This window comes from Sphingobacterium sp. JB170 (assembly GCF_900163865.1).
GTDB lineage: Bacteria > Bacteroidota > Bacteroidia > Sphingobacteriales > Sphingobacteriaceae > Sphingobacterium.
The window spans coordinates 1-23695 of record NZ_FUKU01000039.1; the positions used below are offsets into that span (position 1 = coordinate 1).

18 protein-coding genes are annotated in these 23695 nt (G+C 41.5%); 5 read left to right on the forward strand and 13 right to left on the reverse strand.

All coding sequences use genetic code 11. The features are described 5' to 3' along the window. Positions 1–338: 338 nt before the first annotated feature. The 5 genes from FM107_RS11445 to FM107_RS11465 are packed head-to-tail and all read right to left on the reverse strand — an operon-like array spanning position 339 to position 4769. Positions 339–749 carry a GtrA family protein gene (locus FM107_RS11445; protein ID WP_086948652.1) on the reverse strand — a complete coding sequence of 137 codons (411 nt, stop codon included), beginning with the start codon at positions 747–749 and terminating at the stop codon, positions 339–341. Beyond that, a complete protein-coding gene (locus FM107_RS11450; RefSeq protein ID WP_086948653.1) occupies positions 733–1431 on the reverse strand; it encodes a CDP-alcohol phosphatidyltransferase family protein in 699 nt (232 codons plus the stop codon). Before FM107_RS11450 ends, FM107_RS11445 begins: the two co-directional genes overlap by 17 nt. 7 nt (positions 1432–1438) lie before the next feature. Then, a complete protein-coding gene (locus FM107_RS11455; RefSeq protein ID WP_086948654.1) occupies positions 1439–2437 on the reverse strand; it encodes an NAD(P)-dependent oxidoreductase in 999 nt (332 codons plus the stop codon). Continuing rightward, on the reverse strand, positions 2434–3555 hold the full coding sequence (locus FM107_RS11460; protein ID WP_086948655.1) for a hypothetical protein: 1122 nt from the start codon (positions 3553–3555) through the stop codon (positions 2434–2436). Before FM107_RS11460 ends, FM107_RS11455 begins: the two co-directional genes overlap by 4 nt. A gap of 2 nt (positions 3556–3557) precedes the next feature. Further along, complete coding sequence (locus FM107_RS11465) at positions 3558–4769, reverse strand: pyridoxal phosphate-dependent aminotransferase family protein (RefSeq protein WP_086948656.1); 1212 nt, start codon at positions 4767–4769, stop codon at positions 3558–3560. Positions 4770–5132: 363 nt separating this feature from the next. On the opposite strand from FM107_RS11465, the gene smpB reads away from it, so the two are divergent. Then, complete coding sequence (gene smpB, locus FM107_RS11470; RefSeq protein ID WP_086948657.1) at positions 5133–5588, forward strand: SsrA-binding protein SmpB; 456 nt, start codon at positions 5133–5135, stop codon at positions 5586–5588. 1 nt (position 5589) lies between these two features. Here smpB and FM107_RS11475 read toward each other — a convergent pair whose 3' ends face one another. After that, entirely contained in the window at positions 5590–6498 is a 909-nt protein-coding gene (locus FM107_RS11475) for an AraC family transcriptional regulator (protein ID WP_086948658.1), read from the reverse strand. A gap of 173 nt (positions 6499–6671) precedes the next feature. Here FM107_RS11475 and FM107_RS11480 point away from each other — a divergent pair, with 173 nt between their 5' ends. The 3 genes from FM107_RS11480 to FM107_RS11490 all read left to right on the forward strand — a co-directional run bounded on the left by FM107_RS11480 (position 6672) and on the right by FM107_RS11490 (position 9708). Further along, entirely contained in the window at positions 6672–8174 is a 1503-nt protein-coding gene (locus FM107_RS11480; protein WP_086948659.1) for an aldehyde dehydrogenase family protein, read from the forward strand. A 65-nt stretch (positions 8175–8239) separates the two neighbouring features. Continuing rightward, the gene (locus FM107_RS11485; protein ID WP_086948660.1) at positions 8240–8614 is read left to right on the forward strand and encodes a DUF779 domain-containing protein; all 375 of its coding nucleotides are present in this window, start codon (positions 8240–8242) and stop codon (positions 8612–8614) included. Further along, positions 8614–9708, forward strand: coding sequence for an NADH:flavin oxidoreductase/NADH oxidase (locus FM107_RS11490; protein ID WP_086948661.1), 1095 nt, complete (start codon positions 8614–8616; stop codon positions 9706–9708). Before FM107_RS11485 ends, FM107_RS11490 begins: the two co-directional genes overlap by 1 nt. An 8-nt stretch (positions 9709–9716) precedes the next feature. Here the strand turns inward: FM107_RS11490 and FM107_RS11495 are convergent, their stop codons facing one another. The 3 genes from FM107_RS11495 to FM107_RS11505 form a co-directional block, all read right to left on the reverse strand. Beyond that, positions 9717–10124 carry an acyl-CoA thioesterase gene (locus FM107_RS11495; protein WP_086948662.1) on the reverse strand — a complete coding sequence of 136 codons (408 nt, stop codon included), beginning with the start codon at positions 10122–10124 and terminating at the stop codon, positions 9717–9719. A 30-nt stretch (positions 10125–10154) separates the two neighbouring features. Beyond that, positions 10155–11969 carry a DNA mismatch repair protein MutS gene (locus FM107_RS11500; RefSeq protein WP_086948663.1) on the reverse strand — a complete coding sequence of 605 codons (1815 nt, stop codon included), beginning with the start codon at positions 11967–11969 and terminating at the stop codon, positions 10155–10157. Between the two features lie 68 nt (positions 11970–12037). Then, complete coding sequence (locus FM107_RS11505; protein WP_086948664.1) at positions 12038–12694, reverse strand: protein-L-isoaspartate(D-aspartate) O-methyltransferase; 657 nt, start codon at positions 12692–12694, stop codon at positions 12038–12040. 226 nt (positions 12695–12920) lie between these two features. Between FM107_RS11505 and FM107_RS11510 the strand changes: the two genes are divergently transcribed. Further along, the gene (locus tag FM107_RS11510) at positions 12921–13775 is read left to right on the forward strand and encodes a DUF4886 domain-containing protein (RefSeq protein WP_086948665.1); all 855 of its coding nucleotides are present in this window, start codon (positions 12921–12923) and stop codon (positions 13773–13775) included. Between the two features lie 8 nt (positions 13776–13783). Here the strand turns inward: FM107_RS11510 and FM107_RS11515 are convergent, their stop codons facing one another. The 4 genes from FM107_RS11515 to FM107_RS11530 all read right to left on the reverse strand — a co-directional run bounded on the left by FM107_RS11515 (position 13784) and on the right by FM107_RS11530 (position 23692). Then, positions 13784–15961 (reverse strand): DUF4954 family protein, encoded by a 2178-nt coding sequence (locus FM107_RS11515; RefSeq protein ID WP_086948666.1) that lies wholly within the window; start codon positions 15959–15961, stop codon positions 13784–13786. Between the two features lie 6 nt (positions 15962–15967). Then, positions 15968–17809, reverse strand: a complete 1842-nt coding sequence (glmS, locus tag FM107_RS11520) for a glutamine--fructose-6-phosphate transaminase (isomerizing) (RefSeq protein ID WP_086948667.1) — start codon at positions 17807–17809, stop codon at positions 15968–15970. A gap of 348 nt (positions 17810–18157) precedes the next feature. After that, complete coding sequence (locus FM107_RS11525) at positions 18158–22195, reverse strand: glycoside hydrolase family 2 TIM barrel-domain containing protein (protein ID WP_086948668.1); 4038 nt, start codon at positions 22193–22195, stop codon at positions 18158–18160. Between the two features lie 375 nt (positions 22196–22570). Beyond that, positions 22571–23692 carry a glycoside hydrolase family 43 protein gene (locus FM107_RS11530; RefSeq protein WP_086948669.1) on the reverse strand — a complete coding sequence of 374 codons (1122 nt, stop codon included), beginning with the start codon at positions 23690–23692 and terminating at the stop codon, positions 22571–22573. Positions 23693–23695 lie beyond the last annotated feature (3 nt).

Genomic DNA, 23695 nt, shown 5'->3' on the forward strand with positions numbered 1-23695 from the left:
CAAATAATAGAACCTAAATCCAACTATTCAGACTACCTTAATCCTGCTGTTCAAAACCGTCCCTCCCTCGCGGAGTGGTGCAAAGGTAACAAAACGTAAACCCTATTTCCAAATAAAAAGCCAAACATTCTTTAACAACAAACGCAAGAACCTGAAAACCTGAACAATATTTTTCTAAAAAACATCCCAAAAATGAGAATAGCTCATCAAAACATAATAAAACATCCTTCTTTCCTATCAAATTCTATACAACTTCCATGGAGGCCCTAGCCAAAAATTCTAGAAAATAACGAGGATATCCTGACGTGAAATAAAAAGAAACATTCAAAGCGTCCGCATTATTTCTTAAAGACCCAATATTTTTGCAGAAAAAAATTAAACCCAAGCGACACAAGAAGCTCGACTCCCAACTTTGAAATAAATGGATTTAACAAGAACACATCCACCAAAAAATAGATACCGATAGATTTTAGGGTTATACTTCCACTAACAACAATTAAAAACTTCCATAATTGCCTGCCGATTGGTACCGTTTTATTCGAGAACGACCAGTAACGATTTATCGTAAAATTAACAATGGCCCCTACGGAGCCACTGACAATATTAGAACCATGAGCCGAAAACCCAAAATATTGGAGACACAGCATGAATACGGAGAAATCAACAATGCCACCCAAAAAAGCTGACAACTGCGCTTTCATAAATGAAAACAATAACTCTCGTTTAGTTTCCCTACCCGTTGACTTCATTTTTATTTTCAGATCTTACTTTCTTTTCTTCTAGGTCTCGTTGATCCCCCAATCGCAAGAGTTTTTTTGTATCCATTAAATTAATAAAGAATAAAGCAATGCAGATTAACATCACAGAGTAATTGATACTACCTGGAATAACAACCTCTAACAAGAATACAAACCCAATTATCACCCGAATTTCCGTCGGACCAAGCAAGCCCGCATCGATCGTGTAGTTGTCGGTTATTTTGTAGCGCAGTTGAGATATTATCATTGCCCAACCATATAAAGCAACTAGAACAAATCCCGAATATTTAAAATCTTCAGGCGCATAGAACACATACCCCAGGCCAATCATTACCGTACTGATCCAGTCCATGATAATATCAAGTGCAAAACCATACCATTTACGTGATTTATCTCTATAGTATGCAATTCTGCCATCTAACGAGTCACCAAACCACTGAATAAAAAAACCAACAATTCCTAATAACAAAAACGGACGCGCTACATATTCGGCTAATAAGAAACTCCCTAGAATGATCAAAGAACCAACAAGGCCAATGGCTGTTAACCCATCTGAACTGATCCAAGATGGAACACGTGGGACCAGATATGAAATATACTTTTGTTCAAGTACACTTAAAATATTCGTTCTTTTCCGATCTTGGAAAAGCTTTTTATTAATTTCTTGACTCATTGAGTTCTTATTTTAACCAATTATTATCTTTATACCAGCGAAGACTTTCTGACAATCCAGCTTCCAAATCGTATGCTGGATCAAACCGCAAAATTGTCTTTGCCTTGGTAATATCACAAGCCCAACTCTGCGCCGTCAACTCGCCCAACCGCTCAGGGTATAATACGGGTGTTTGCTTGGAATTCCGATACAACCAACCACAAAGTTGCGCAAGCATTTTGACCATTTTGTAGGGCAAATGTAAACGAACAAGCTTTCTCGACAGTACTTGTTTAAAAATATTTGCCATTTCATAACGTGAATACACCTTACCATCGGTTGCATTAAATGTTTCAACGTGATCAGTAGAAACCAAACACGCATTTAGCAGCAAATTCGCTAAATCCTTTACGTAAATAAAAGACAATTTTTGAGGGGCCTTCCCAATATAGGCGTCAATCCCTTTATTCATAGTATCGAAAAGAATAAAAAGATCCTTTTCTCTTGGCCCATACACAGCAGTAGGCCTAATAATCGTTATTGGTTGATCGGAAAACCGCTGACGAATCATTTCTTCTGCAGCTTGTTTACTTTTACCGTAAATAGTAATTGGATTATAGACATTGTTTTCCGTCAACGGCATATCATCGTACTGAACCGGTCCGATGGCCGCCAAACTACTTATAAATACAAACCGTTTTGGAGGGACAGCAATTTGAAAAGCTGCTTCGATCAAATTAGAACTTACTCGTACATTAACAGCATGCATCTGCTCGACAGTTTTAGCCTTCGTTAATGCTGCTGCATGTACGATATAAGTATAGTTTTCTTCGGCGAAAAACGAAGTTAATCCGCATATATCTTCAAAATCAAGATATACAAACTTCGCCACGAACGGACGGATAGCATCTAACGAGCTGGAATACCTAACAGCCGCATGTATTTCATAACCCGCTTTAAAAGCCGTTTCTACGAAATGTGACCCCACAAACCCACTTGCACCCGTTACTAAAATCTTCCCTTTCATATCGCTTTCTCGTACAAGCGATAGCGCTTATAAAGATCTGCGTTAATTTGTTCGATGGCATGATTCATCATATAGTTATGTTCCAGCATCCACGAACATTCTGCACCCACAATGCCCGAAGAAAGCGAATTTTTTATAATTCGGCCGTATAAACATGCCTCAATTCCCAGTTTACGATGACTATCGATCACCCCGAGCATTAGGACACGTAACAACTTAACTTTCTTTATACCAAATAACAGTTTAAAAATGCCAAAAGGCAATAGTCTCCCGCGCTTTATATTTATGAGGATCTCGTTAATATTAGGGATTCCCAACGCAAAGCCAACTAGTTCGTTATCCTTTTCAGCGACGAGACAATACTTAGGATCGACGATCATCTTCAGCTCTTTGGCTGTAAAGGCAAATTCCTCATCCGTCATTGGAACAAAACCAATGTTTTTATCCCAAGCTTTGTTGTACACCTCCTTTATCTTTTTCGATTCGTTCTCAAAATCTTTTAAATTGATTTCGCGTAAAACTATCCCGGAACGGTTCAGACGAGCCTCCAGTTTTTCCAGAATTAAAACAGATCGCTGACTGGCTTTACTTTTGTTTACTAAATATGCAAGCAAGTCGACTTGACGTGCGAAGCCTGCATTTGAAATGAGATCAATATAATATGAAGGGTTATAAGGCATCATAGCCACCGGCGGAAGATTAAAACCTTCAACTAACAACCCACACGAGTCGTTCGTAGTCAAATTTATCGGCCCCACAATTTTATTTCCACCTTTTTGTTTCACCCAATCTTGTGCCGTTTCCAATAATTTCGTCGCTACCTCTTGGTCATTTATCGACTCGAAAAAACCAAATTGTCCTTCGGAAACACTATTGAATGAGTTAAAATTTGTATTCCAAATTGCTAATATTCGACCTACAATACGTCCGTCTTTATACGCTAAAAAAGGCTGAGCCTGAGAGTGCTTATAGAATGGATGTTTAGTCGGTGATAATAGATCCTGTTGTCCTAAATAAAGCTCTGGAACATAATTTGGATCTCCCGCATACAGGTCATGTGGAAAATCAATAAACTTACTTCGTTGCTTCTTTGATTCAACAGGAACAATATCTATCATCTTTAGTTATTCATAAATGTTTCGACCTCTAGACTTTTGAACACTTTAGACATTTTATCGATCGCTTCGTCAATTTGAGCAAAAGTATGCGTAGCCATTAGCGAAAAACGAATTAACGATTCTTCAGCAGGTACGGCAGGAGCTACAACGGGGTTGACAAATACACCATTATCTTGAAGCATCTTTGTTAAGATATAGGTCTTATCATTATTACGTACAAAAATTGGTAAGATAGGACTTTCCGTATGTCCTAAATCAAACCCTTTTTCTAACAATAATGCTTTTGCATAATTTGTATTTGCCCATAGGCGCTCGATATGTTCAGGTTCTGTCTGGATAATCTCTAGCGCCTTAAGCGTAGAAGCAACCGAGGCTGGTGTCATACTCGCGCTAAACATCAATGAGCGTGCACGATGTTTCAAATATTCAATTGTATCGGTATCAGCGGCCACAAAGCCCCCTAACGAAGCAAGTGATTTGGAAAATGTTCCCATGATCAAATCGACCTCGTTAGTAAGTCCGAAATGCGATGCAGTTCCAGCACCTCTTTCACCGATTACCCCCAAACTATGTGCATCGTCGCATAGAACGGCGGCGTCGTACTCTTCGGAAATTTTAATCATCTCCGGTAAGTTGACGATATCACCTTCCATACTGAAGATACCATCTGTGGCAATCAGTTTAAAACTATCTTCTGGAAGTCGTGCTATTTTAGCACGTAAATCCTCCATATCATTGTGTGCATATTTGATGACTTTAGAAAAAGACAACCGACTACCGTCAATTATCGAGGCATGGTCGCGTTCATCAAGAAGGATATAGTCGTTCCGACCGGTTAAACAAGAAAGAGGTCCTAAATTAGACTGAAAACCCGTGCTGAATAAAATCGCTGCTTCCTTACCTACAAAAGTGGCTAGCTTTTCTTCTAGTTCAACATGTATATCTAAAGTTCCGTTCAAGAACCGAGACCCCGCACAACCCGTTCCGTATTTGTCCAAAGCGTGTTGAGAAGCCTCGATTATACGTTTATCCGTCGTTAACCCTAAATAAGAGTTCGATCCAAACATCAATACCCTTTTCCCGTCGATCAAAACCTCGGTATCTTGTTTTGATTGAATTGGTCTGAAATAAGCATAAAGATTATTCGACTTGATGGGCTCTAGTTCACTTTGTAGGAACCTCGACGTTCTTTCACTTAACTTTCCCTTACTCATGCTGTAGGTATTTCTATTTAATGTGATATAAATTTTCAAAAAGGTGGCTAATTTTTACCTTTTGACCTTTTTGCAATAATCGTCAAAATTGTATAATAAACAAAATTATACGGTCAGCTAGTTCTAAAAGTTGAATACGCCTCTTTTTTGTCCCGCATATCCAGCTAATAAAAAATAACCTTGTATTCAATCAGCCTAAAAAAAACCGCTGCAAACATACAAAACTCTATTGATTTAACGTCATTCTAAAAACCATATGAATATCATAAAATTAAATTATTGTTAAGATAAAAGCAATAGTTTCACTAAAATACTAGAACAAAAGTATTATAATCTTTACTTTTGCCATTCAAAATTTACATAATGGCTATCTCTAAGAATATAAATATAAAAAATAAACGCGCGTCTTTCGAATATAATTTACTCGATCGTTACGTGGCCGGCATAGGGTTACTCGGTACAGAAATTAAATCAATACGCGAAGGTAAGGCAAATATCAACGACAGCTTCTGTTCGTTTTTCGAAGATGGATTGTATATTCGCAACATGCATATCGCAGAATATTCATTTGGCTCCTTTTACAATCATGAGGCCAAACGCGATAGAAAGCTTCTGTTAACTAAAAAAGAGCTTAAAAAACTTCACGAAAAAGGTGAAGACAAAGGTTTTACCATCGTCCCTCTTCGCATATTTATTAGCGATCGTGGTTTTGCAAAGGTCGAAATTGCCCTAGCACAGGGTAAAAAAGACTTTGACAAACGAGAAACATTAAAAGAAAAAGAAAATAAACGAGAAATGGACCGTGCATTGAAGCGCTAATCTAGAAATTCCGCAGAAATTGCCCCGGTGTCCTACCTTCCCGCTGCCGAAATAAGCGAACAAAATAATTGACGTCTGAAAAACCAGCACTAAAACAGGCTTCTTTAATACTGCGAGTTTGCTTCAAAACCTTCTTGGCGAAAGTTATCCTTTCTGCAATTATAAACGCCGTCGGGCTAACACCTATTTCATTTTTAAACTTCCGTGTCAGGCTACTTTTACTCATTCCTACCTCTGCACTCAGCTTTTCAATCGATAATTTATCGCTAAGGTTATCCCTTATATATCGACAGATATAAGAAAAAAACGACCCTCCGCCAGCAGCATCATCTCGGAGTGTAAGTAGCCCCTGTAATTGCATTATTTGCACTAATAACTGTTTTAGCACCAAATCAGCTAATACTTCTTTATGTCTATCCTCACCCAGACTGATTTGCATAAGACGATTGGTCGTACGCGTAAGTTCTTCATTATTGCTAAAATGAAATTTTGCTAAATCAAACGACCAAGCCTCCCCATCACCGGTCTGCGGGTAGAATTCATTAAGATAATCGACGACCTCATTAATCTTATATGAATCAATGGCAATCGCGGCACATTGTGTCGGATCTTGAAACCTCGCTTCTGGGAAATCAATTTGCATTTTAGCATACTCGGGAAGTAATAATGTTTCTCCGGGATGGTAGTCAAACGATACCGTATCTTCCAGGTGCATGACTTTTTTTCCGCGGATCATACTGATAATAACAGGCTCACTAAACACAAGAGGAACCAACGCGCTAGGTTCAAATGTTTCATAAATATTAATCTCAAAATTCGACAGTGTAAACGCGCGCCGATTTTCCACCAAGGTTGTTAACTTTTTTTTATCAACAAAAGGAAATCGTCGTATTGAATTTTTATGTTGCATATATCTTTCCGGTAATAAGCACCATTGCTAATTATACTAATATACAATAATAACAATCCTTTTCCTTCTGTTCGTGGGGCGATAATGCTATAATTTGACACAATAATGCTAATGTTAAAACTGTACAACAACTAAATTTGTTTAGCTAACAAAACCATATAAAATTAAGTAACATGAGTGCATTAAAAAAACCAACGTTCAAAGAACGTTATGACAATTACATCGGAGGGAAGTTCGTCGCCCCAGTTCAAGGGAAATATTTTGACAATATTTCCCCGTTGGATGGAGCCGTATATACGCAGGCCGCACATTCAACCAAAGAAGATATTGAACTCGCCGTCAATGCGGCCGCTAGAGCATTCGAAAGCTATAGCAAAACCTCGCCAACCGAGCGCAGTATTCTACTCAATAGGATTGCAGACAGAATAGAAGAAAACCTTGAATATATCGCAACCGTTGAAACGATCGACAACGGAAAAGCCGTTCGAGAAACTTTAAATGCCGACATCCCACTGGCAATTGATCACTTTCGCTATTTCGCAAGTGTGATTCGTGCAGAGGAAGGATCAATAAATGAACTTGACCAAGACACCGTATCTATTATCATTCATGAACCAATCGGTGTAATCGCACAAATTATTCCTTGGAACTTTCCTATTCTGATGGCTGTATGGAAAATTGCTCCTGCACTGGCTGCGGGCAATTGTGTCGTTTTAAAACCAGCGGAGAGTACCCCGATATCGATCCTCGTATTAATGGAACTTATTGGCGACATACTCCCTGACGGGGTCATTAATATTGTTAATGGATTCGGTTCCGAACTAGGGCGGGTACTGGTAACCAACCCGAAAGTATCCAAAGCCGCCTTTACAGGATCGACAGCGACAGGACGTATGGTCATGCAATACGCCACTGAAAACATCATTCCCGTGACACTAGAGTTGGGTGGAAAATCGCCAAATATATTCTTTAATTCGGTTATGGATCACGACGATGATTTTCTGGACAAAGCCATTGAAGGAGCAGTATTATTTGCGCTTAACCAAGGGGAAATATGCACCTGTCCTTCAAGACTTTTGATTCAAGAAGATATATACGACAGCTTCATTGAAAAGGTTATCGACAGAGTTAACAAAATAAAAGTTGGCGACCCATTGGATCCAGAAACAATGATGGGTGCACAAGCCTCTAAAATACAAAAAGATAAGATTCTATCGTACATAAAATTAGGCAAAGAAGAAGGTGCTGAAGTCTTAACCGGAGGTGATGAAAACCAAGTTGGTGATGAGTTCAAGGACGGCTACTATATAAAACCAACGCTTTTTAAGGGCAACAATAAAATGCGTATATTTCAAGAAGAAATATTCGGCCCAGTGCTAGCCGTTACGACTTTCAAAGATGAGAAAGACGCAATTGAAATCGCTAATGACACCATTTATGGTCTTGGCGCTGGCGTTTGGACCCGTGATGCACATCAACTATACCAAATCCCGCGCGCGATACAAGCAGGACGTGTATGGGTAAATCAATATCACTCGTATCCTGCGGGAGCACCATTTGGCGGATACAAACAATCAGGCATTGGACGTGAAAACCATAAATTAATGCTCGATTACTATCGTCAAACCAAAAATATGCTTATCTCCTACAATAAAGAAAAACTTGGGTTTTTCTAATAAACACAAACTAATGGTTCAATCTGGAGTTATATGTATAGCTCCAGATTTTTAATTTAAACATAATGTCAGAAAGATTAACCGTTACTGAAAAAGCGAAAGACTTAATCAAAGAGCTGAAGGAAAAGCATGGCGACCTACTGTTCTATCAAGCCGGAGGATGTTGCGAGGGAACGCAACCACAGTGTTTCGAAAAAGGCTCCTTCTTTCCCCGTATGAACGATGCTTTAATTGGTCACGCCGAAGGATTCGAATTTTGGGTAGATCGAGATTTATTTGAATATTGGAAAAACTCACACTTTACGCTGGATGTGCTAGATGGGTTCGGTCCTGGAGGTTTTTCCCTTGAAAGTCCTTTAGGAAAAACATTTAAAGTACACTATAGGCTGTTTACCGAAGAAGAATTAAATGACCTGCAACCCGTAACGAGAAATTCATAATGAGCAAACTTTTCAGTAAATTAGAATTAAATAATATAACATTAAACAACAGAATAGTCGTCTCTCCGATGTGTCAATATTCTGCGGAAGATGGTTTCGCGACTGACTGGCACCTGGTTCACCTCGGTCAATTTGCTATCGGTCGCAGTGCCGCCGTGATGCAAGAGGCAACCGCAGTTCAAGCTATTGGTCGCATTTCATATTGGGATTTAGGTATTTGGAAAGATGAACATATCTATAAATTCCAACAAATTACATCATTTATCAAATCGCAAGGAAGCATCCCTGGGATACAGTTGGCTCATGCTGGACGCAAAGCAAGTGACAACAGACCCTGGGAAGGCCGCGGGCAATTCCCAGCAGATCATGCAAATGGATGGCAAACAGTAGCACCATCGCCAATTCCGTTTCTTGATAACCAACAGCACCCCTTAGCGCTAACCGTTCGGGAAATAGAAACGCTTGTCGAAGACTTTAAAAAAGCCGCCGAACGTGCCGTTCAAGCAGGTTATCAAATCGTCGAGATACACGCCGCGCACGGCTATCTCATTCATCAGTTCCTATCACCACTTGTCAATCAACGGGACGATGAATATGGAGGAAGCTTCGCGAATAGAACACGCTTACTTTTAGAAATAGTGGATGCAATAAAGCCGGTGGCTTCTAATATCTCTTTGTGGGTACGGATATCTGCTACGGATTGGGCAGAGCACGGTTGGGATCTGAAACAAAGCATCGCGTTAGCTAAAATTTTAAAGGAAAAAGGAGTAGAAATGATCGATGTATCAACCGGTGGGGCCGTACATCATCAGAAAATCCCGTTATCCCAAGGCTATCAAGTGCCCTTTTCGCAAGAAATCAAAGCGCAAAGCCGACTTAAAACGACCGCAGTGGGAATAATCACATCGGCAAAACAAGCCGAAGAAATACTACAATCTGAAAAATCGGACTTAGTCCTAATCGGAAGAGCGTTTCTAGACGACCCTCATTTGACATACCATTTTGCCGACCAACTTAATTACAGTCTCGACTGGGCACCTCAATATGGCCGTGCAAAAGGGACAATAAACAACGCAAAAGAAACGGAGAATTAGTGGGATAATTATTCCCCCCCAATGTCTAACCCTAATAACACGGGAATTGGCTTTTTGTCTTCATCTAAAGCGACGAAGGTGAACATGCCTTGTATTGCTAATTCACGTCCATCTTCGTACATCTTCTCTACGTATATTTCAACCTTCACCTTCACACTCGTATTACCAACTTTGTCAACTTTAGCAATTGCTTCAATAATACTACCTGACGGAATAGCTTTTTCAAAATCAATACGATCCGTTGAGACCGTAACTAATCGCTTCTTGCAGAACCGTGTTGCTGACATAAAAGAGACTTCATCCATTATCGCCATCGCTTTACCGCCAAAAAGTGTATCGTGATGATTCGTTAAAAAAGGGAACACTGTTGTACATACACGCGTTTCCGACATATTAATCCGTTCGTCCAATGTCATTATGCTGAATTTTCGACAAAAGTAACTAAATTAATTTCGGTTCTCATTATCCACATCGATCCCAATACCACGGAGCAACAGGGAGGCGTTGAAAACGGTACATTTACCATCCTTCAATTTATAATCAAATAACATTTCCCCTAGCTGTACTTGGATATCAAAATGATAATTTTGCACTTTGCCTACATTTTCTTCTTCTAAAGATGCTAATTGTAAATCATGCGTTGCAACCATCCCCTTGCCGCGCATAGCGATAAGCTTTCGAATAATTGCGCGCGAACCCAAATATTTATCCACTGAATTCGTTCCACGCAACATCTCATCAATAAGGAAAAAGCTGTTGGTGTCCACCTCCACTGTGTCTAAAATATACTTCATCCGATCGAGTTCCGCCTTAAACGTTGAAGTACTTTCATTCAGTGAGTCTTTTATGCGCATATACGTTATCAGATTATAAATCGGCAATCGGAATTCAGTGCTACAACAAACTCCCCCCGCATAAGCAAGGACAGCGTTGAGTCCCACTGTGCGTAGAAAGGTACTTTTTCCGGCCATATTTGAGCCGGTAATTAATGCGATTTCATGCTCTCGATTTGTATAATTATTTCGCACGGAGTGCTCTGCAGCAATCAACGGGTGTCCCAGTTCTCGCGCCGCTATTTTAGCTGTTTTTAGATCACCTAACAAGTCTGGAACCGTCCAATTAGGATGGTTCCGCTTTAAGATGGCCAGTGAATTCATTGCTTCAAAATCGCCAATAATATCAAATGCTACAAGAACCGTATCTTGGTATCGCAATTTCCAATTCACGATTTTCATGACATACTTAAAGTCCCATAAAAATAGCATGTTTAGTAGCGAACCAACGAGCATATTATTGCGGGCGTCTAACTTATTTATCAGAGTAGAAAGTTCCAAAAACACTGCCGATAGCGGCCTGCCCGACCCACGTAATTGTTCTTGCAATTCTCTATTACGTGGACTCAGAAAAGCCTTTCCTTCGATTAACTCCAAACTTTTTGCATAGGCAGCTAGTTTACGACCTGCCCTTTCTGCGCGACTAGAAAACCGTTCAACCTTTCCGGCTAGCGCAATCGTCCAAAATAAATGAACCAGCGCGAGCACCGCCACAAACGACCATATGGGCGATATTAACGTGGAGTAACCGACAGCAAGGAGTAGTATAATTGGAGCAGCGAGCACGTATATACGCATAAAACGGGTTCCGAATGAGTTGCCAGCGTCTTCGAAGTAACGCGACAGATATGCCTTTACATCATTTTTTTGCTTTAGATTAAAAACCAACTTGGTTTGGAACTGTTGACTCCATTCCAGGTCTTCTGCAATTTCAGCAACGGCCTCCTGTCTTTTTTTTACCGTATCGGCGGAAGACGCACGCTGCAACCACAATGCGAGCTGTTTCACACCAAGTGCTGTAGCGCATCGGTTTACCATTGTAAACAATGAGTAGGCACCAAATACATCGAGATCAGCCGTATAGGGGTGACTATCGTCTTCAAACTCTTCGCCCGAGCTATATATATTCTTACGTTCGGACTTAAGCGTCAGCTCGTTCGTATTCACATCAAGAAACGCCTGGTGCTCGTCTCGCTGCTTCTCTAGTTTAGATTGGCGTTTTACAAAGAATGCAAAAAGAAGCATAAACCCCAGACTAAGTCCAAGTACCAGTAAAACAATATTATATTGAAAACTATAAAACAGGATCGCCCCCCCGCCCAATATAACAATTAAGCGAGCAAAGCTATTAAGGTTAATTTCTTTAGTAAGTTGTTGTATATCTTGCTGCGCATTTTTCGTGCGCTCGTGGTATCTTTGAAAAATCATATTCCAAAAATAAAAAAAGCCGGCAAGTTGCAGGCTTTTATTTACATTTAAATCGGCATTTCATTCGTTTACCAGGCTTGGTCGCCAACTAAAGGAACAAAACGGAAGGTATCAAGTTCAATACGATCGAAGTCATTTTCGCCAACGCGCAAGATTGTTACCATTTTTTGGGATTTTTCATCACCGACCGGTATAACCAGCTGCCCGCCATATCGCAATTGTTTGAGCATAATTTCCGGTACGAAGGGTGCACCAGCGGTAACTATTATTTTGTCATACGGGGCATGCTCAGGGATCCCACGAGAGCCGTCACCAAGAAAAAAATGAGGTTTATACCCCATATAAGGGAGTATTTGAATCGTTCTGTTGTATAATACCTCTTGCCTTTCAATTGTAAAGACCGTAGCGCCTAACTCGAGCAAAATACAGGTTTGATATCCCGAACCCGTACCAATCTCTAACACTTTATCCCCTTTTTTTACATGTAGTAGTTCTGATTGATAAGCCACAGTATAGGGTTGGGATATGGTTTGACCATCACCGATTGGAAATGCAATATCACGATAAGCCTGGTTCCAAAATGTCTCATCAAAAAAGAAATGCCGCGGCACCTTACCTATGGCTTGCAACACTCCCCGGTCTTCGATCCCACGATTTTCAAGGTGTTTCACTAGCTGCTTTCTTGCACCTTTTTCTCGATATTTATCAACAAATTTGTAAGCCATTTCTTCCCAAAAATACCATTGTTAAACCACATTTAAGACATGAAAATGCAAATTGTTTAAGGTCAATACTATAGATTTCCCCTTAGTTTCCATATATTCGTGATGCCGTTCGACTAGTAATTTTTGCCGAGCTACAAATAGTCTTCTAATACGTTGAAAATGCGCTAGATTACATTTTAAGACTTGAGGCTCAACACGACAATCACTAGATCTATAATTTACAAAAATGAAAAAACACCTACTTACGCTTTTTGCAGTATTGTTTATACAGATCTCCATGTTCGCTCAGAACCCGGGTATACAGGATTCCGTCATCCGGATACTAGCAATCGGAAACAGCTTTTCTGAGGATGGAGTTGAAACCTATCTACACGAATTAGCCGACGCGGGCAATAAAAAGATTATTATTGGCAATATGTATATCGGCGGAGCACCGTTGTCATTGCATCTTGAAAATTCTAAAAACGGGGCCGCAAACTATAGCTATCGGAAAATCGGGCTCGACGGCATCAAAAAAACGAAAGAAAAAATCTCACTAGCGCAAGCATTAACGGATGAACCTTGGGACTATATCAGTTTCCAACAGGTAAGCTCCCTTTCAGGAAAATACGAGGTCATCATGCAGAGCCTCCCGGACTTAACTGTTTACGTGCGTAAAAAAGTCGGCACCAAGCCACAATTTATATACCATCAAACTTGGGCTTATCAACACGATTCAAAACATGAAGGTTTCGCCATATATGATAAGAATCAACGCACAATGTATCGAGCGATCGCCAAAACAACAAAACGATTAAAGAAAGAATTCGACTTTGCATTTATTGTTCCGGCAGGCACGGCTATTCAAAATGGCAGAACAAGCTCTATTGGAGATAATTTCACAAGAGATGGGTACCACCTTCAATTGGATTACGGTAGGTTTACAGCAGCATGCGCTTGGTATGAAAAACTCTTTAACTTAGATGTGCGGCAAAACAGTTACATTCCCACAAATGTCAACAGCGAGCAAGCCACCATTGCGAAGGCAGCTGCACACAATGCTATAAAAAGGCCATTCAAGATATCAAAAATTAAGCTCTAGGGGTGGTCCTAGAGCTTCTCACTGAGTTGCTGAACTACTTGTTGGAATTCTTTTAAAGCGACACGTTCCTTGTTAATAAAATCGTTGTCCGCGAGTTTCCCCACTACCTCTTCCATTTCTTGATAGGATTCGTATAGCATAAGTTTGAAAGGATTTTGGTAATCCTTAGCTCTTGAACTAGTGATTTCGGAGAAAATCCATTCCCGAGTCAGGAGTGTTTGTTTAAAAATATCCTTAATAAATGCACTGTCCCATTGCTCTACGTTTACGCCGCTTATCTCTCGAAGGGATGCAATAGCATGCTCCAACTTATCGGTGAGGTACGAACGGCTCCAAGCATGGTAATGATCATGTACGATAGCCCAAGATTCCACCGAGCCATCGCGAATATCGGAAATCAAGCGCGCTAACTTGCCCGCTGGAACGAGTTGTCCACCAATATTTTCAAATGCCCCACGTGTTATATTAGGCCCTTCAATCGATGCTTTTAACTCCTCGAGCGAGGACGAGCCTAACGCTTCAACAAGCTTAACGCCGGCATAATACTGAATCATTCGCCGATAAACATTATAAGCCTCTTTGGGCTTTGCTAGTACGACCTTACGTCTCGAAAACTCCACATTATCCAGCAGAATTTCTTTCCCGTTCAAGGATTCTTGAGAATTTAGCAACTCACGCCCGCGCGCACGTAAAGCGTGCTCATCGGCACTATCCTCTATCGTTCTCCCTACGGCAAGCTCTATAAGATCAATCGCTTCAAACATCTCGTTAACCGTATCTGGCGCTAAAACATCATATTCAATATACTGATTTTTGAATTTCCGCTTATCACGTGATTGGAACTTCGAGGTATTCCGCATGAGCGCATACATGTTATATTGAAACCAGTACCCAGGTAAAATGACAAGTCTGTTGGTGTCCACTTCATTACTCACTAAGCTGAAAGGGAATCTAATATCCAATTCATGCAAAAAGTCACCCTTAACAATTAAACTGTAGGAAGCAAAACGGGAGTTATGTTTCAAACTGACACATAGCCCTGGCCAGAATCCCCGTCCGGCAATAATTTCACCGTCAGCTGCGCGAGAATTGTGATTAGATCCGACCGTTGCTCCGGCCGCCATATTGCTCTGCCCCTTGACCACGGAAGCACATAAAAATGAATTATTATGATGTTGCTCATGTGCAGGAAAAATCAACGAATTAAGCACCTCGCAACAGGAGATCGTCGAATTGTCGCCTAAAAAGGAATTAATAAGTCGGGCGCCGTATTTCAATTGTGAGTTAGAGGATAAGATAAAACGGACTGCCTTCACTCCGTAAAATATCCGACATCCGTAACCAATAATACCGTTTACGAGCTCACAGCCCTCACCAATTTGCGTGTAGGACTCAACAGACGAATTAATCGTCAGATTCTTTAGCTTGTTAACCCCTTTGATATACGCATGCGTTCCAATCTTGACATCTTTAATGGTATGCGTGTTCTTAATCACTGAATTATTTCCAATCTCACTGTAAAACCCATGTTCTTTCGAAAACATCACCTCAGCCATCTCTAAATATCGCTGCTGCAGTTGACGATCGTCACGGTTGCGTGACCATAGGTACACGTCACCGGCCTGCATGCCATCAAACGGGATAACAGCCCGTCCCCCGTTTTCATTACAGAGCTCCAATTGTATACGCCGTTCAGGATCGTCGCCATGCTTCAATATACCGTTTCCAAACTTCGCATTGCTACTTGTTTCCATCTCGCTAATATTAGCGAGCATAACGTCATCACCAAGAATAAAATGCGACATGAAGCGTACATTATGGACCGCAACGGTGTCCCCTAAGTCACAGCTTACAACTGTTGAATTGTAAATCCCACAAACCAGCCTCAGATCACGAAAATTAAGGTAGACATCGTCCATATCACCGATACGAACCAATCCGTAAAATTTTGAATTCTGAACCTGTTCTGGAATAAACTTATCCGTAACAAGAACATTACCCCAATTCGTCGAATAATTATTTTGTTGGACAAGCCGTTTAATTTCTTCTTGCGTTAACTTTCTGAAACTATTCGCTCTAGGAAACTGATGATTTCGGTGAAAATACTCATCTTCATTATGAAGATGAGTATCGGACACGAAATTATATCCAAGAGCGGTTAATTTCTCTTTTATGATTTTTGACATTCTTTTCTATTCTACTGTGACCGATTTAGCTAAATTTCTCGGTTTATCTACATCAAGACCACGATTTAATCCAATGTAGTATGACAAAAGCTGTAACGGTACGACAGACAAAATAGGTGCAATGATTTCATGTATTTGTGGTACAACTATTACGTCGTCAGCGAGTGTCGGTATAACTTCGTCTCCTTGCGAAATAACGGCAACAACCATACCTTTACGGGCTTTAATCTCTTGAATATTACTTACAATTTTTTCATGATATGGATCCTTCGTGGCTACAAAAACGACAGGAAGACTTTCATCCACCAACGCTATTGGCCCATGTTTCATTTCCGCCGCAGGATAGCCTTCGGCATGGATATAAGAAATTTCTTTCAACTTCAAAGCTCCTTCAAGTGCGATCGGGAAATTGTATCCACGACCTAGGTATAGAAAATCACGCGCGTCTGTATATTTCTTCGCTACCTCACGAATGTGCTCATTTTGGTCCTCAAGAATATGTTGTACATGTTCAGGTACCTTGGCAAGGTCTTCAAGAAGTTTATTAAATAAGGTGTTCTCAATAGTACCTTTTAGCTGGCCAATCTTTAAAGCGACCAGATAAAGAACAGCGAGTTGTGCCGTAAATGCCTTAGTACTAGCTACACCAATCTCCGGCCCGGCATGCGTATAGGCACCGGCATCTGACATGCGCGCGATGGAGGAACCTACTACGTTTACTAACCCAAAAATCGTTGCCCCTTGCTTCTGCGCATTTTCGATAGCCACAAGTGTGTCGGCCGTCTCGCCACTTTGCGATACCGCAATGATAATGTCTTTATCGGTAATGATGGGGTTTCTATAACGAAATTCAGACGCATATTCTACTTCCACATTAACGCGACATAACTCTTCAATCACATATTCGGCTAATAAGCCCGCGTGCCAACTTGTACCGCAAGCGACAATAATAATACGGTTCGCCTCGAGTATCTTACCTTTGATCTTCTCGATACCGCTTAAAGTGATCGCCGGAATCGTCGCATCCATACGCCCGCGAAGGGAGTCAAAAATCGTTTGCGGCTGTTCAAAGATCTCCTTTAACATGAAATGGTCGAAGCCACCCTTTTCGATTGCGGCAAGCTCCATGTCCAATTTTTGAACAAAAGGAGTGATTCGTTCATTCCCTAAATTTTTTAATATCAACTCGTCGGGCTTAACAATAGCAAGCTCGTAATCGTTGATATACACGACTTCTTTGGTATAGGCAAGCATTGGTGATGCATCCGAACCGAGATAATGCGCATTCTCACCGATGCCAATAACAAGCGGACTTCCCTTCCTTGCGGCAATAATCGTATCGGGTAAATCTGTATCAATTAAAAGTATAACATAGGCTCCCACAACGCGCCTTAGCGCAATGCGCACCGCTTCCTCTAAACTACATTCGTTATTGATCTTTATGTCCTCGATAAAATTAAGTAACACTTCAGAGTCCGTATCACTTTTGAAAGTATACCCTTTCAAGACAAGCTCCTCTTTTAACTGCGCATAGTTCTCGATAATACCGTTATGTATCATAGCGATACCACCCGAATTAGAAAGATGGGGATGCGCATTTCTGTCAGAAGGCACTCCATGAGTTGCCCAGCGTGTATGTCCAATCCCGACCGTCGCCTGGATATTCTTTCCATAAACGTATTCTTCCAGGTTAGCTACTTTACCTTCTTTTTTGTAAACTTCTAATGAGTTGCCCGCATGCAGCGCAACTCCAGCGCTATCATAACCTCTGTATTCTAACTTTTTCAAGCCATCAATAAGTACAGGATAAGCTAGGTTGCAACCTACGTAACCAACGATTCCACACATATATATTTAAATTTATTATTGTTAATAGACCGTAAATATAAATAATTATCATTGTGCAATCGATTGATTAACGATTTTTTAACAGAAACATTATAAAACGTGTCCTACAAGTCCCTACAGCCCGTTGATAGGCCAACTGCAGCATTATAACTTCACCTCAGCTAGCCTGATTCACGCGGCATAGGAAAGAGTAGAAATTATTTTTAGAGTCCAACCGCGAAAAATAAAAACATTATTTAAGGAATTAAACGGCCAAGAATTAAAGCGAAATATCTCCAGGAAAATAAGCGGGATCCTGAGAATATTTGACAGAATCCCGCATTTCAGCTAACAATAGCAAGATTTTATTTACTCCGCTAGCACCACAAACTCTGCCCCGGAGGCAAAATCCTGATCGTGCTGTGAGCTCAGCGCAGTAAAACGGATGTAACGCGCTTTTTCTGGCTTGGTAAACAAAATAGTCTTAAGGGCTGCCGTATCGTCAAATTCCCCCTCAGCAATTGACTGCGACCAATTTTTACCATCTGCGCTCAGTTGCACGCGATACCCTTTAATATAGCCATTCCTCCCATCTTGTCGTGGTAAAAAGGTAAACCCTTTTATCACTTTTTCCTCGCCTGCATCAAAATCTACCCAGTGTGGGTATTGAGCAACGGTTACCGAATAGACGGTATGCCAGATCGTTCTCGGATCACCGTCTGTCAAGTGCTCTGCATTGCCCTCGCCCGTCTCTTGGCTCGAAGCATAAACTACATGGGTCGGAATACTCTCCATTTTGGCAAACTCCATCTTCGAAACGAGTTCCTTATTCCCGGTATACCAAGCCTTAACAATGCCTCCTTCGCGCAGTTTAATTGGTTTGCTGTAAACCTGTGAATTGTCGTCGTTAACCTGAACCCATATCTCGGATTTCTGCATTTTACTGCTGACCTTTACCTCCCCCATTTTATCACGTGTAATCAAAATTGGCATGTCGCCAGCAGCCGACACTTTGGCCTGGGTCCCGGCATTATTATTTCTTACTGGACGAATGATAAACCCAAAATTATGAGCGTCAGCTTTTACCCGATCCTGCTCGAGAGGAGGCCCTTGCCCGCAGCTATTCCCACCAAGCCCCGTTACCTGATCGAGTAAATACAAATGCGTACTTGTGCTAGCCGGCAGCTGATAAGAATGTGGTGCTAAGGTGAAATCAAGCTCGCTCCAAGGCAGAGCAGATACCGAAAAAGCATCTTTGGCGACAAAGATGACACCTGCGCCGGCATCATCTGTTAACGCGGACCAACGCACTTCTTCTCTATTTCCCGTAGATTGCGGGTTTGGCCAGCGAACAAATTGATCCAAAACACTACTCTCATACCGCTGGATAAATTGACCTGTCTTGCGATCGACATAATTATTTATTGGACCTCGGCCGTAGTATGTGTAGTTAGGATAAGCATCCGATATTTCCATTTTAAAACCAATATGAGGCAGTACTAACGAAGGTTTATTCGAAGTAATCCCACTTTCCAATTCAATCGAACCATCGGCATAGATTGTCCATACATAACTGCTTGAGAACTTAAAATCGTCCTGCAAGAATGGCCGCTTATAATCCTCGTGAATGGTGTAGCTTCCCGAACTCCCTCCACGGATTTTGGCCCCGTTGGGCGCTTGCGAGATTACATCATAGGATAAAACGTAAGCCCCGTCAGCGCGTTGATAAACGGTTGCTGACTGCGCACGATGAACCATCTTATGAAGCCCATTTTCGAACCATTGTTGATATGCCCAATTGTCGTTGTCTAACGGTGCACGCAAAGCATCCAGCCGCGGCCCTTGTCCCTTGGCGAACACCACCTTATCGTCATAACTTAGCTGATAAATCGTTCCCGTTTTATTATCGAATTGCACCTTAAACCCCTCTCCATGAATCACCTGGAAACTTCCATCGACGGTATTAACGAGCGCCTTCGCTTTGACGTTTTGTGTGATTGACGGTTTGCTACCTTGCTTAATTAACAGCTGCTCTTCCATTTGCACCTGCCCTTTTTTCATCCAGAACAAATCTTCCTTCTGACGAAATTGTATTTTAAGGAAGTATTCGGATTCATTACGGAGCTTTTTGGACGCAAATGGTACGCGAACACGTTGCTTCTGGCGTGGACCAATCGACTGTTCGGGGGCTAAGTCACCATCCAAGAACTTCTTGCCATCTCTCCACAGCGACCATTCAATTTCGTATTGATCCAAAGAGGTGAAATAATTTTTATTAAATATTTCAATTTCCCCATTTTTTATATCTAGCGGTTGGACGCTTACATTTTGATAAACTTTCCGCACTTCATAATATTGCGGTTTTGGTGTCAGGTCCGCAAACAAGAGGCCGTTCATCACGAACGTACCGTCATTGGGCTTATCACCAAAATCACCGCCGTAAGCTAAAAAACGCTCGCCTGTCTTTTTATCATAGGCATACATCGATTGATCAATCCAGTCCCAGATTGCACCTCCCATAAAGAAGTTTGTGGATTCGATAGCCTCCCAATAGTCTACTAAATTACCAGCAGCGTTCCCCATCGAGTGCGCATATTCTGAAATATGGAACGGGTATTTCAGTTTATATTTCCCCTTCACCGCTCCTCGTACCCAATCGATCGATGGGTACTGATTAGAACCAATGTCTACAATACTGTTATTGCGTTCATACTGCACCGGTCGGGAAACATCCATCTTTTTGATAGCGTTGTAGGCGGTAATAAAATTGTCGCCCGGGCCTGCCTCATTCCCTAAGGACCATATGACAATCGAAGGGTGGTTGATCGTTGCGGATACCATTTCCACGTTACGGGCAACATGCGCATTTTCCCACTCTTTGGGGTGCGATAAAGAGGCCTCTCCATAATAATACTCATGACTTTCAATATTCGCCTCATCCTCCAAGTAGATGCCATATTTATCGCACAAGTAATACCAATAGGGATCGTCGGGGTAATGTGAGTTACGAACGTGGTTAATATTAGCTTGTTTCATCAAGATAATCTCTTGCTCCATTTGCTGACGTGAAATGACTTTTCCCGTCTCTGGATTTGTTTCATGGCGGTTGACTCCTTTAAGTTTTACTGTCTTTCCGTTTATGTAAAAATACCTTCCTGCCAAGCCAAATTCGTCATCTTGGGCTTTCGTATCCTTAATCTCAACCTCTCTAAAACCAACGAAAGTTGAGACGACTTCTACGACCTTCCCCTTTTTGTCCAGTAGTTCAACGGCGAGCGTGTATCGATAAGGCAGTTCTGCTGACCATTTCTTCGGATTTGTAACTTGTAGTATATGTTCGACCTCCCCACTCTGGGCAACGGCAGCAACCACAGCGGCACTATTCACTTCCCCGCCTGCGACTTGATTATCGCTATATAACTCATTTGCTTGCAAATTATATCTCAATTTATAACCGTCGGCCACTTTGGACTGGAAATTCTTTATTTCAGTAGTAATTTTTAAGGTTGCATTTTGATAATTATCATCCAACTTCGGCACAGCGACTAAATTTCTTATCTGTACTTTGGGTTTTGCTGTCAAGGATACAGTGCGGAAGATTCCCGGTAAACGAAACATATCTTGGGCCTCTAAAAAAGAACCGTCCGAATTCCGGTACACCTCCACTGCGACAATGTTTTCCCCTTTAGGATTTAGATATTTACTTATATTAAATGCTGCCAGGTTGCGGGAGTTTTTCGAGAATCCCACGTACTTCCCATTGATCCATAGGTAGAAGAAGGAATCTACACCATCAAAATTTATGTATATTTCCTTTCCGTCCCATCCTTTAGGCACGGCAAATGATCGGCGGAAGGAACCTACTTCATTTCGATCTTTAAATGTAGTCCATTTCTCGGGCGGTGTGCGCATTACGCCTCCACGCCAATCATCCACTTCCACTTGATGTTTGAAAATAACCTGTTGGTTTACATATATCGGTACTCCATATTTTAGCGAGCCATTTTTCTGTAAACCGGCAATATTCCAGCTCATTGGTACAGCTACCTTATCCCATGACGAAACATCGTATTGCGGTTCATAGAATAATACCGGACGGGCCTCAGGTGTGCCAGCCCAGTGAAACTTCCATTCTCCATTGAGTGAGCGCCAATTCGTCGAATGCTCCGGCAATACCCTGAGCGCCGAAGCTAATTCATCAAACGAAAAATGATAGGCATGAGGCAGCTCCTTGTTCAACGACAAGTTCTCAGGCGACTCCCATTCCGTACCTGTTGGCGCGGCCAATTGCTCGAAGTGGAAGCCCGAGAGCGATTTCACCAGAGGTGAGGTTTGAGCTACCACAAAAATAGGTAGGGCAATAAGTAAAAAACACCGAGATATTACTTTAGCGATTTCATGAATCATATTAATCTATCTTTATTAGTGATAACAAAAATAGAATCTTTGGCTAATAAGCAATGCTAAAAAACAGCGTTCCTGGTAGTTTAAACCTAAAATGTTACACTTTTTAGGGTATCAATCGATTGCGTCTTACTGTTTTATTTCACCACGCTCATCCAGTACAGGTAAAATCACACATCCGAAGCAAGCACCTCAAATTAGATAAGAGCAGTTCGAAAAACGATGTCGATAATGGCCTGTTGCTTGACTTGCCGGCACCAGCGAACACCCTTATTTTGTCAAACTGTATGTCAATGGAGTTCGCCAATTTGTTCCTCATACCTGAGTTAGACATATCGTCCCTGGCCCCCAAGATAAGGGGCCAGCAATGCGCAAACCTTATTGTTGCAGTTCGCTTTTTACGGTCGGACCATTCACCTCTAAGAGACCATCGCTCGAAATTTTTAATTCATCTAAAAATACCATCCGCTCATCGCCAGTCTTATTCGTTCTGCCGTGGTAAACGCACCAAATCTTGCCATTTCTATCCGTAAGAAGGCTATTGTGGCCTGTTCCAGACACTGTGCCTCCACCGTCTATATTCTTTTGTAATATAGGGTTTGTGTCTGCTTTTTGAAATGGCCCGAGTGGACTAGTAGCGGTTGCATACCCGACGGCGTAATGTTGTCCTCCAAAGAAATTCGCAGAATACATCATATAATAGAGATTATCATGTTTAAAAAGGTACGACCCTTCGGTCCATCGACGGTTTACCTCTCCGGAGGTTACCGACCGGCTTTCCCATTCCGATTGCTGGTCATCCATGGACACGGGCGGTCTTAATAATAAAGTCGGTTCACCAATTACCGAGGAAAAATCAGCGGCAAGCTCAACGCCATATATCCAACTTTCTTCGATCTGATCAAACATTTTCTTCTCCCTTGCCCAAGTGGAAATTTCGGATTCTACCGCATGTTCGTAGCAGCAACGTGAATAGTAGAGGTATAATTTACCATCGTCGGAAAAGTATACATTTGCATCGATAATTGGATATCCGGGGTCGAATAGCGGCTGACCCGTCATATCCTCAAACGGTCCTAACGGATTGTCAGCCACAGCGACACCTATCTTATAATTTTCCAGTTCATTATTAGGGTTTTCCTTCCAATGCGCACTGTAAAAGATATAGAATTTTCCGTTTCTTTTGTATACTTCGGGCGCCCAGAAATCCTTGGTTCCCCACGATTTTTCTTGGTCGGATGAATACACCTGACCGCGCTTTTCCCAATTTTTAAGATCCTTGGACGAATAGGCCATAAAACCGTTAGCCACGCCGCCGGTTCCGTACATATAATAGGTGTCCGAATCATCGTCGTAAATAACAAATGGATCGCCAAATGCCACATCGAGAGGATTATTGGATGGCTGATCTTCGGTTCGGTCTTCCTTGTTCCCCGTTGAATTCGTACACGAAATAGCACTAGAAACTAACGCTATCCAAATAAAAATGATTTTATTCATCTT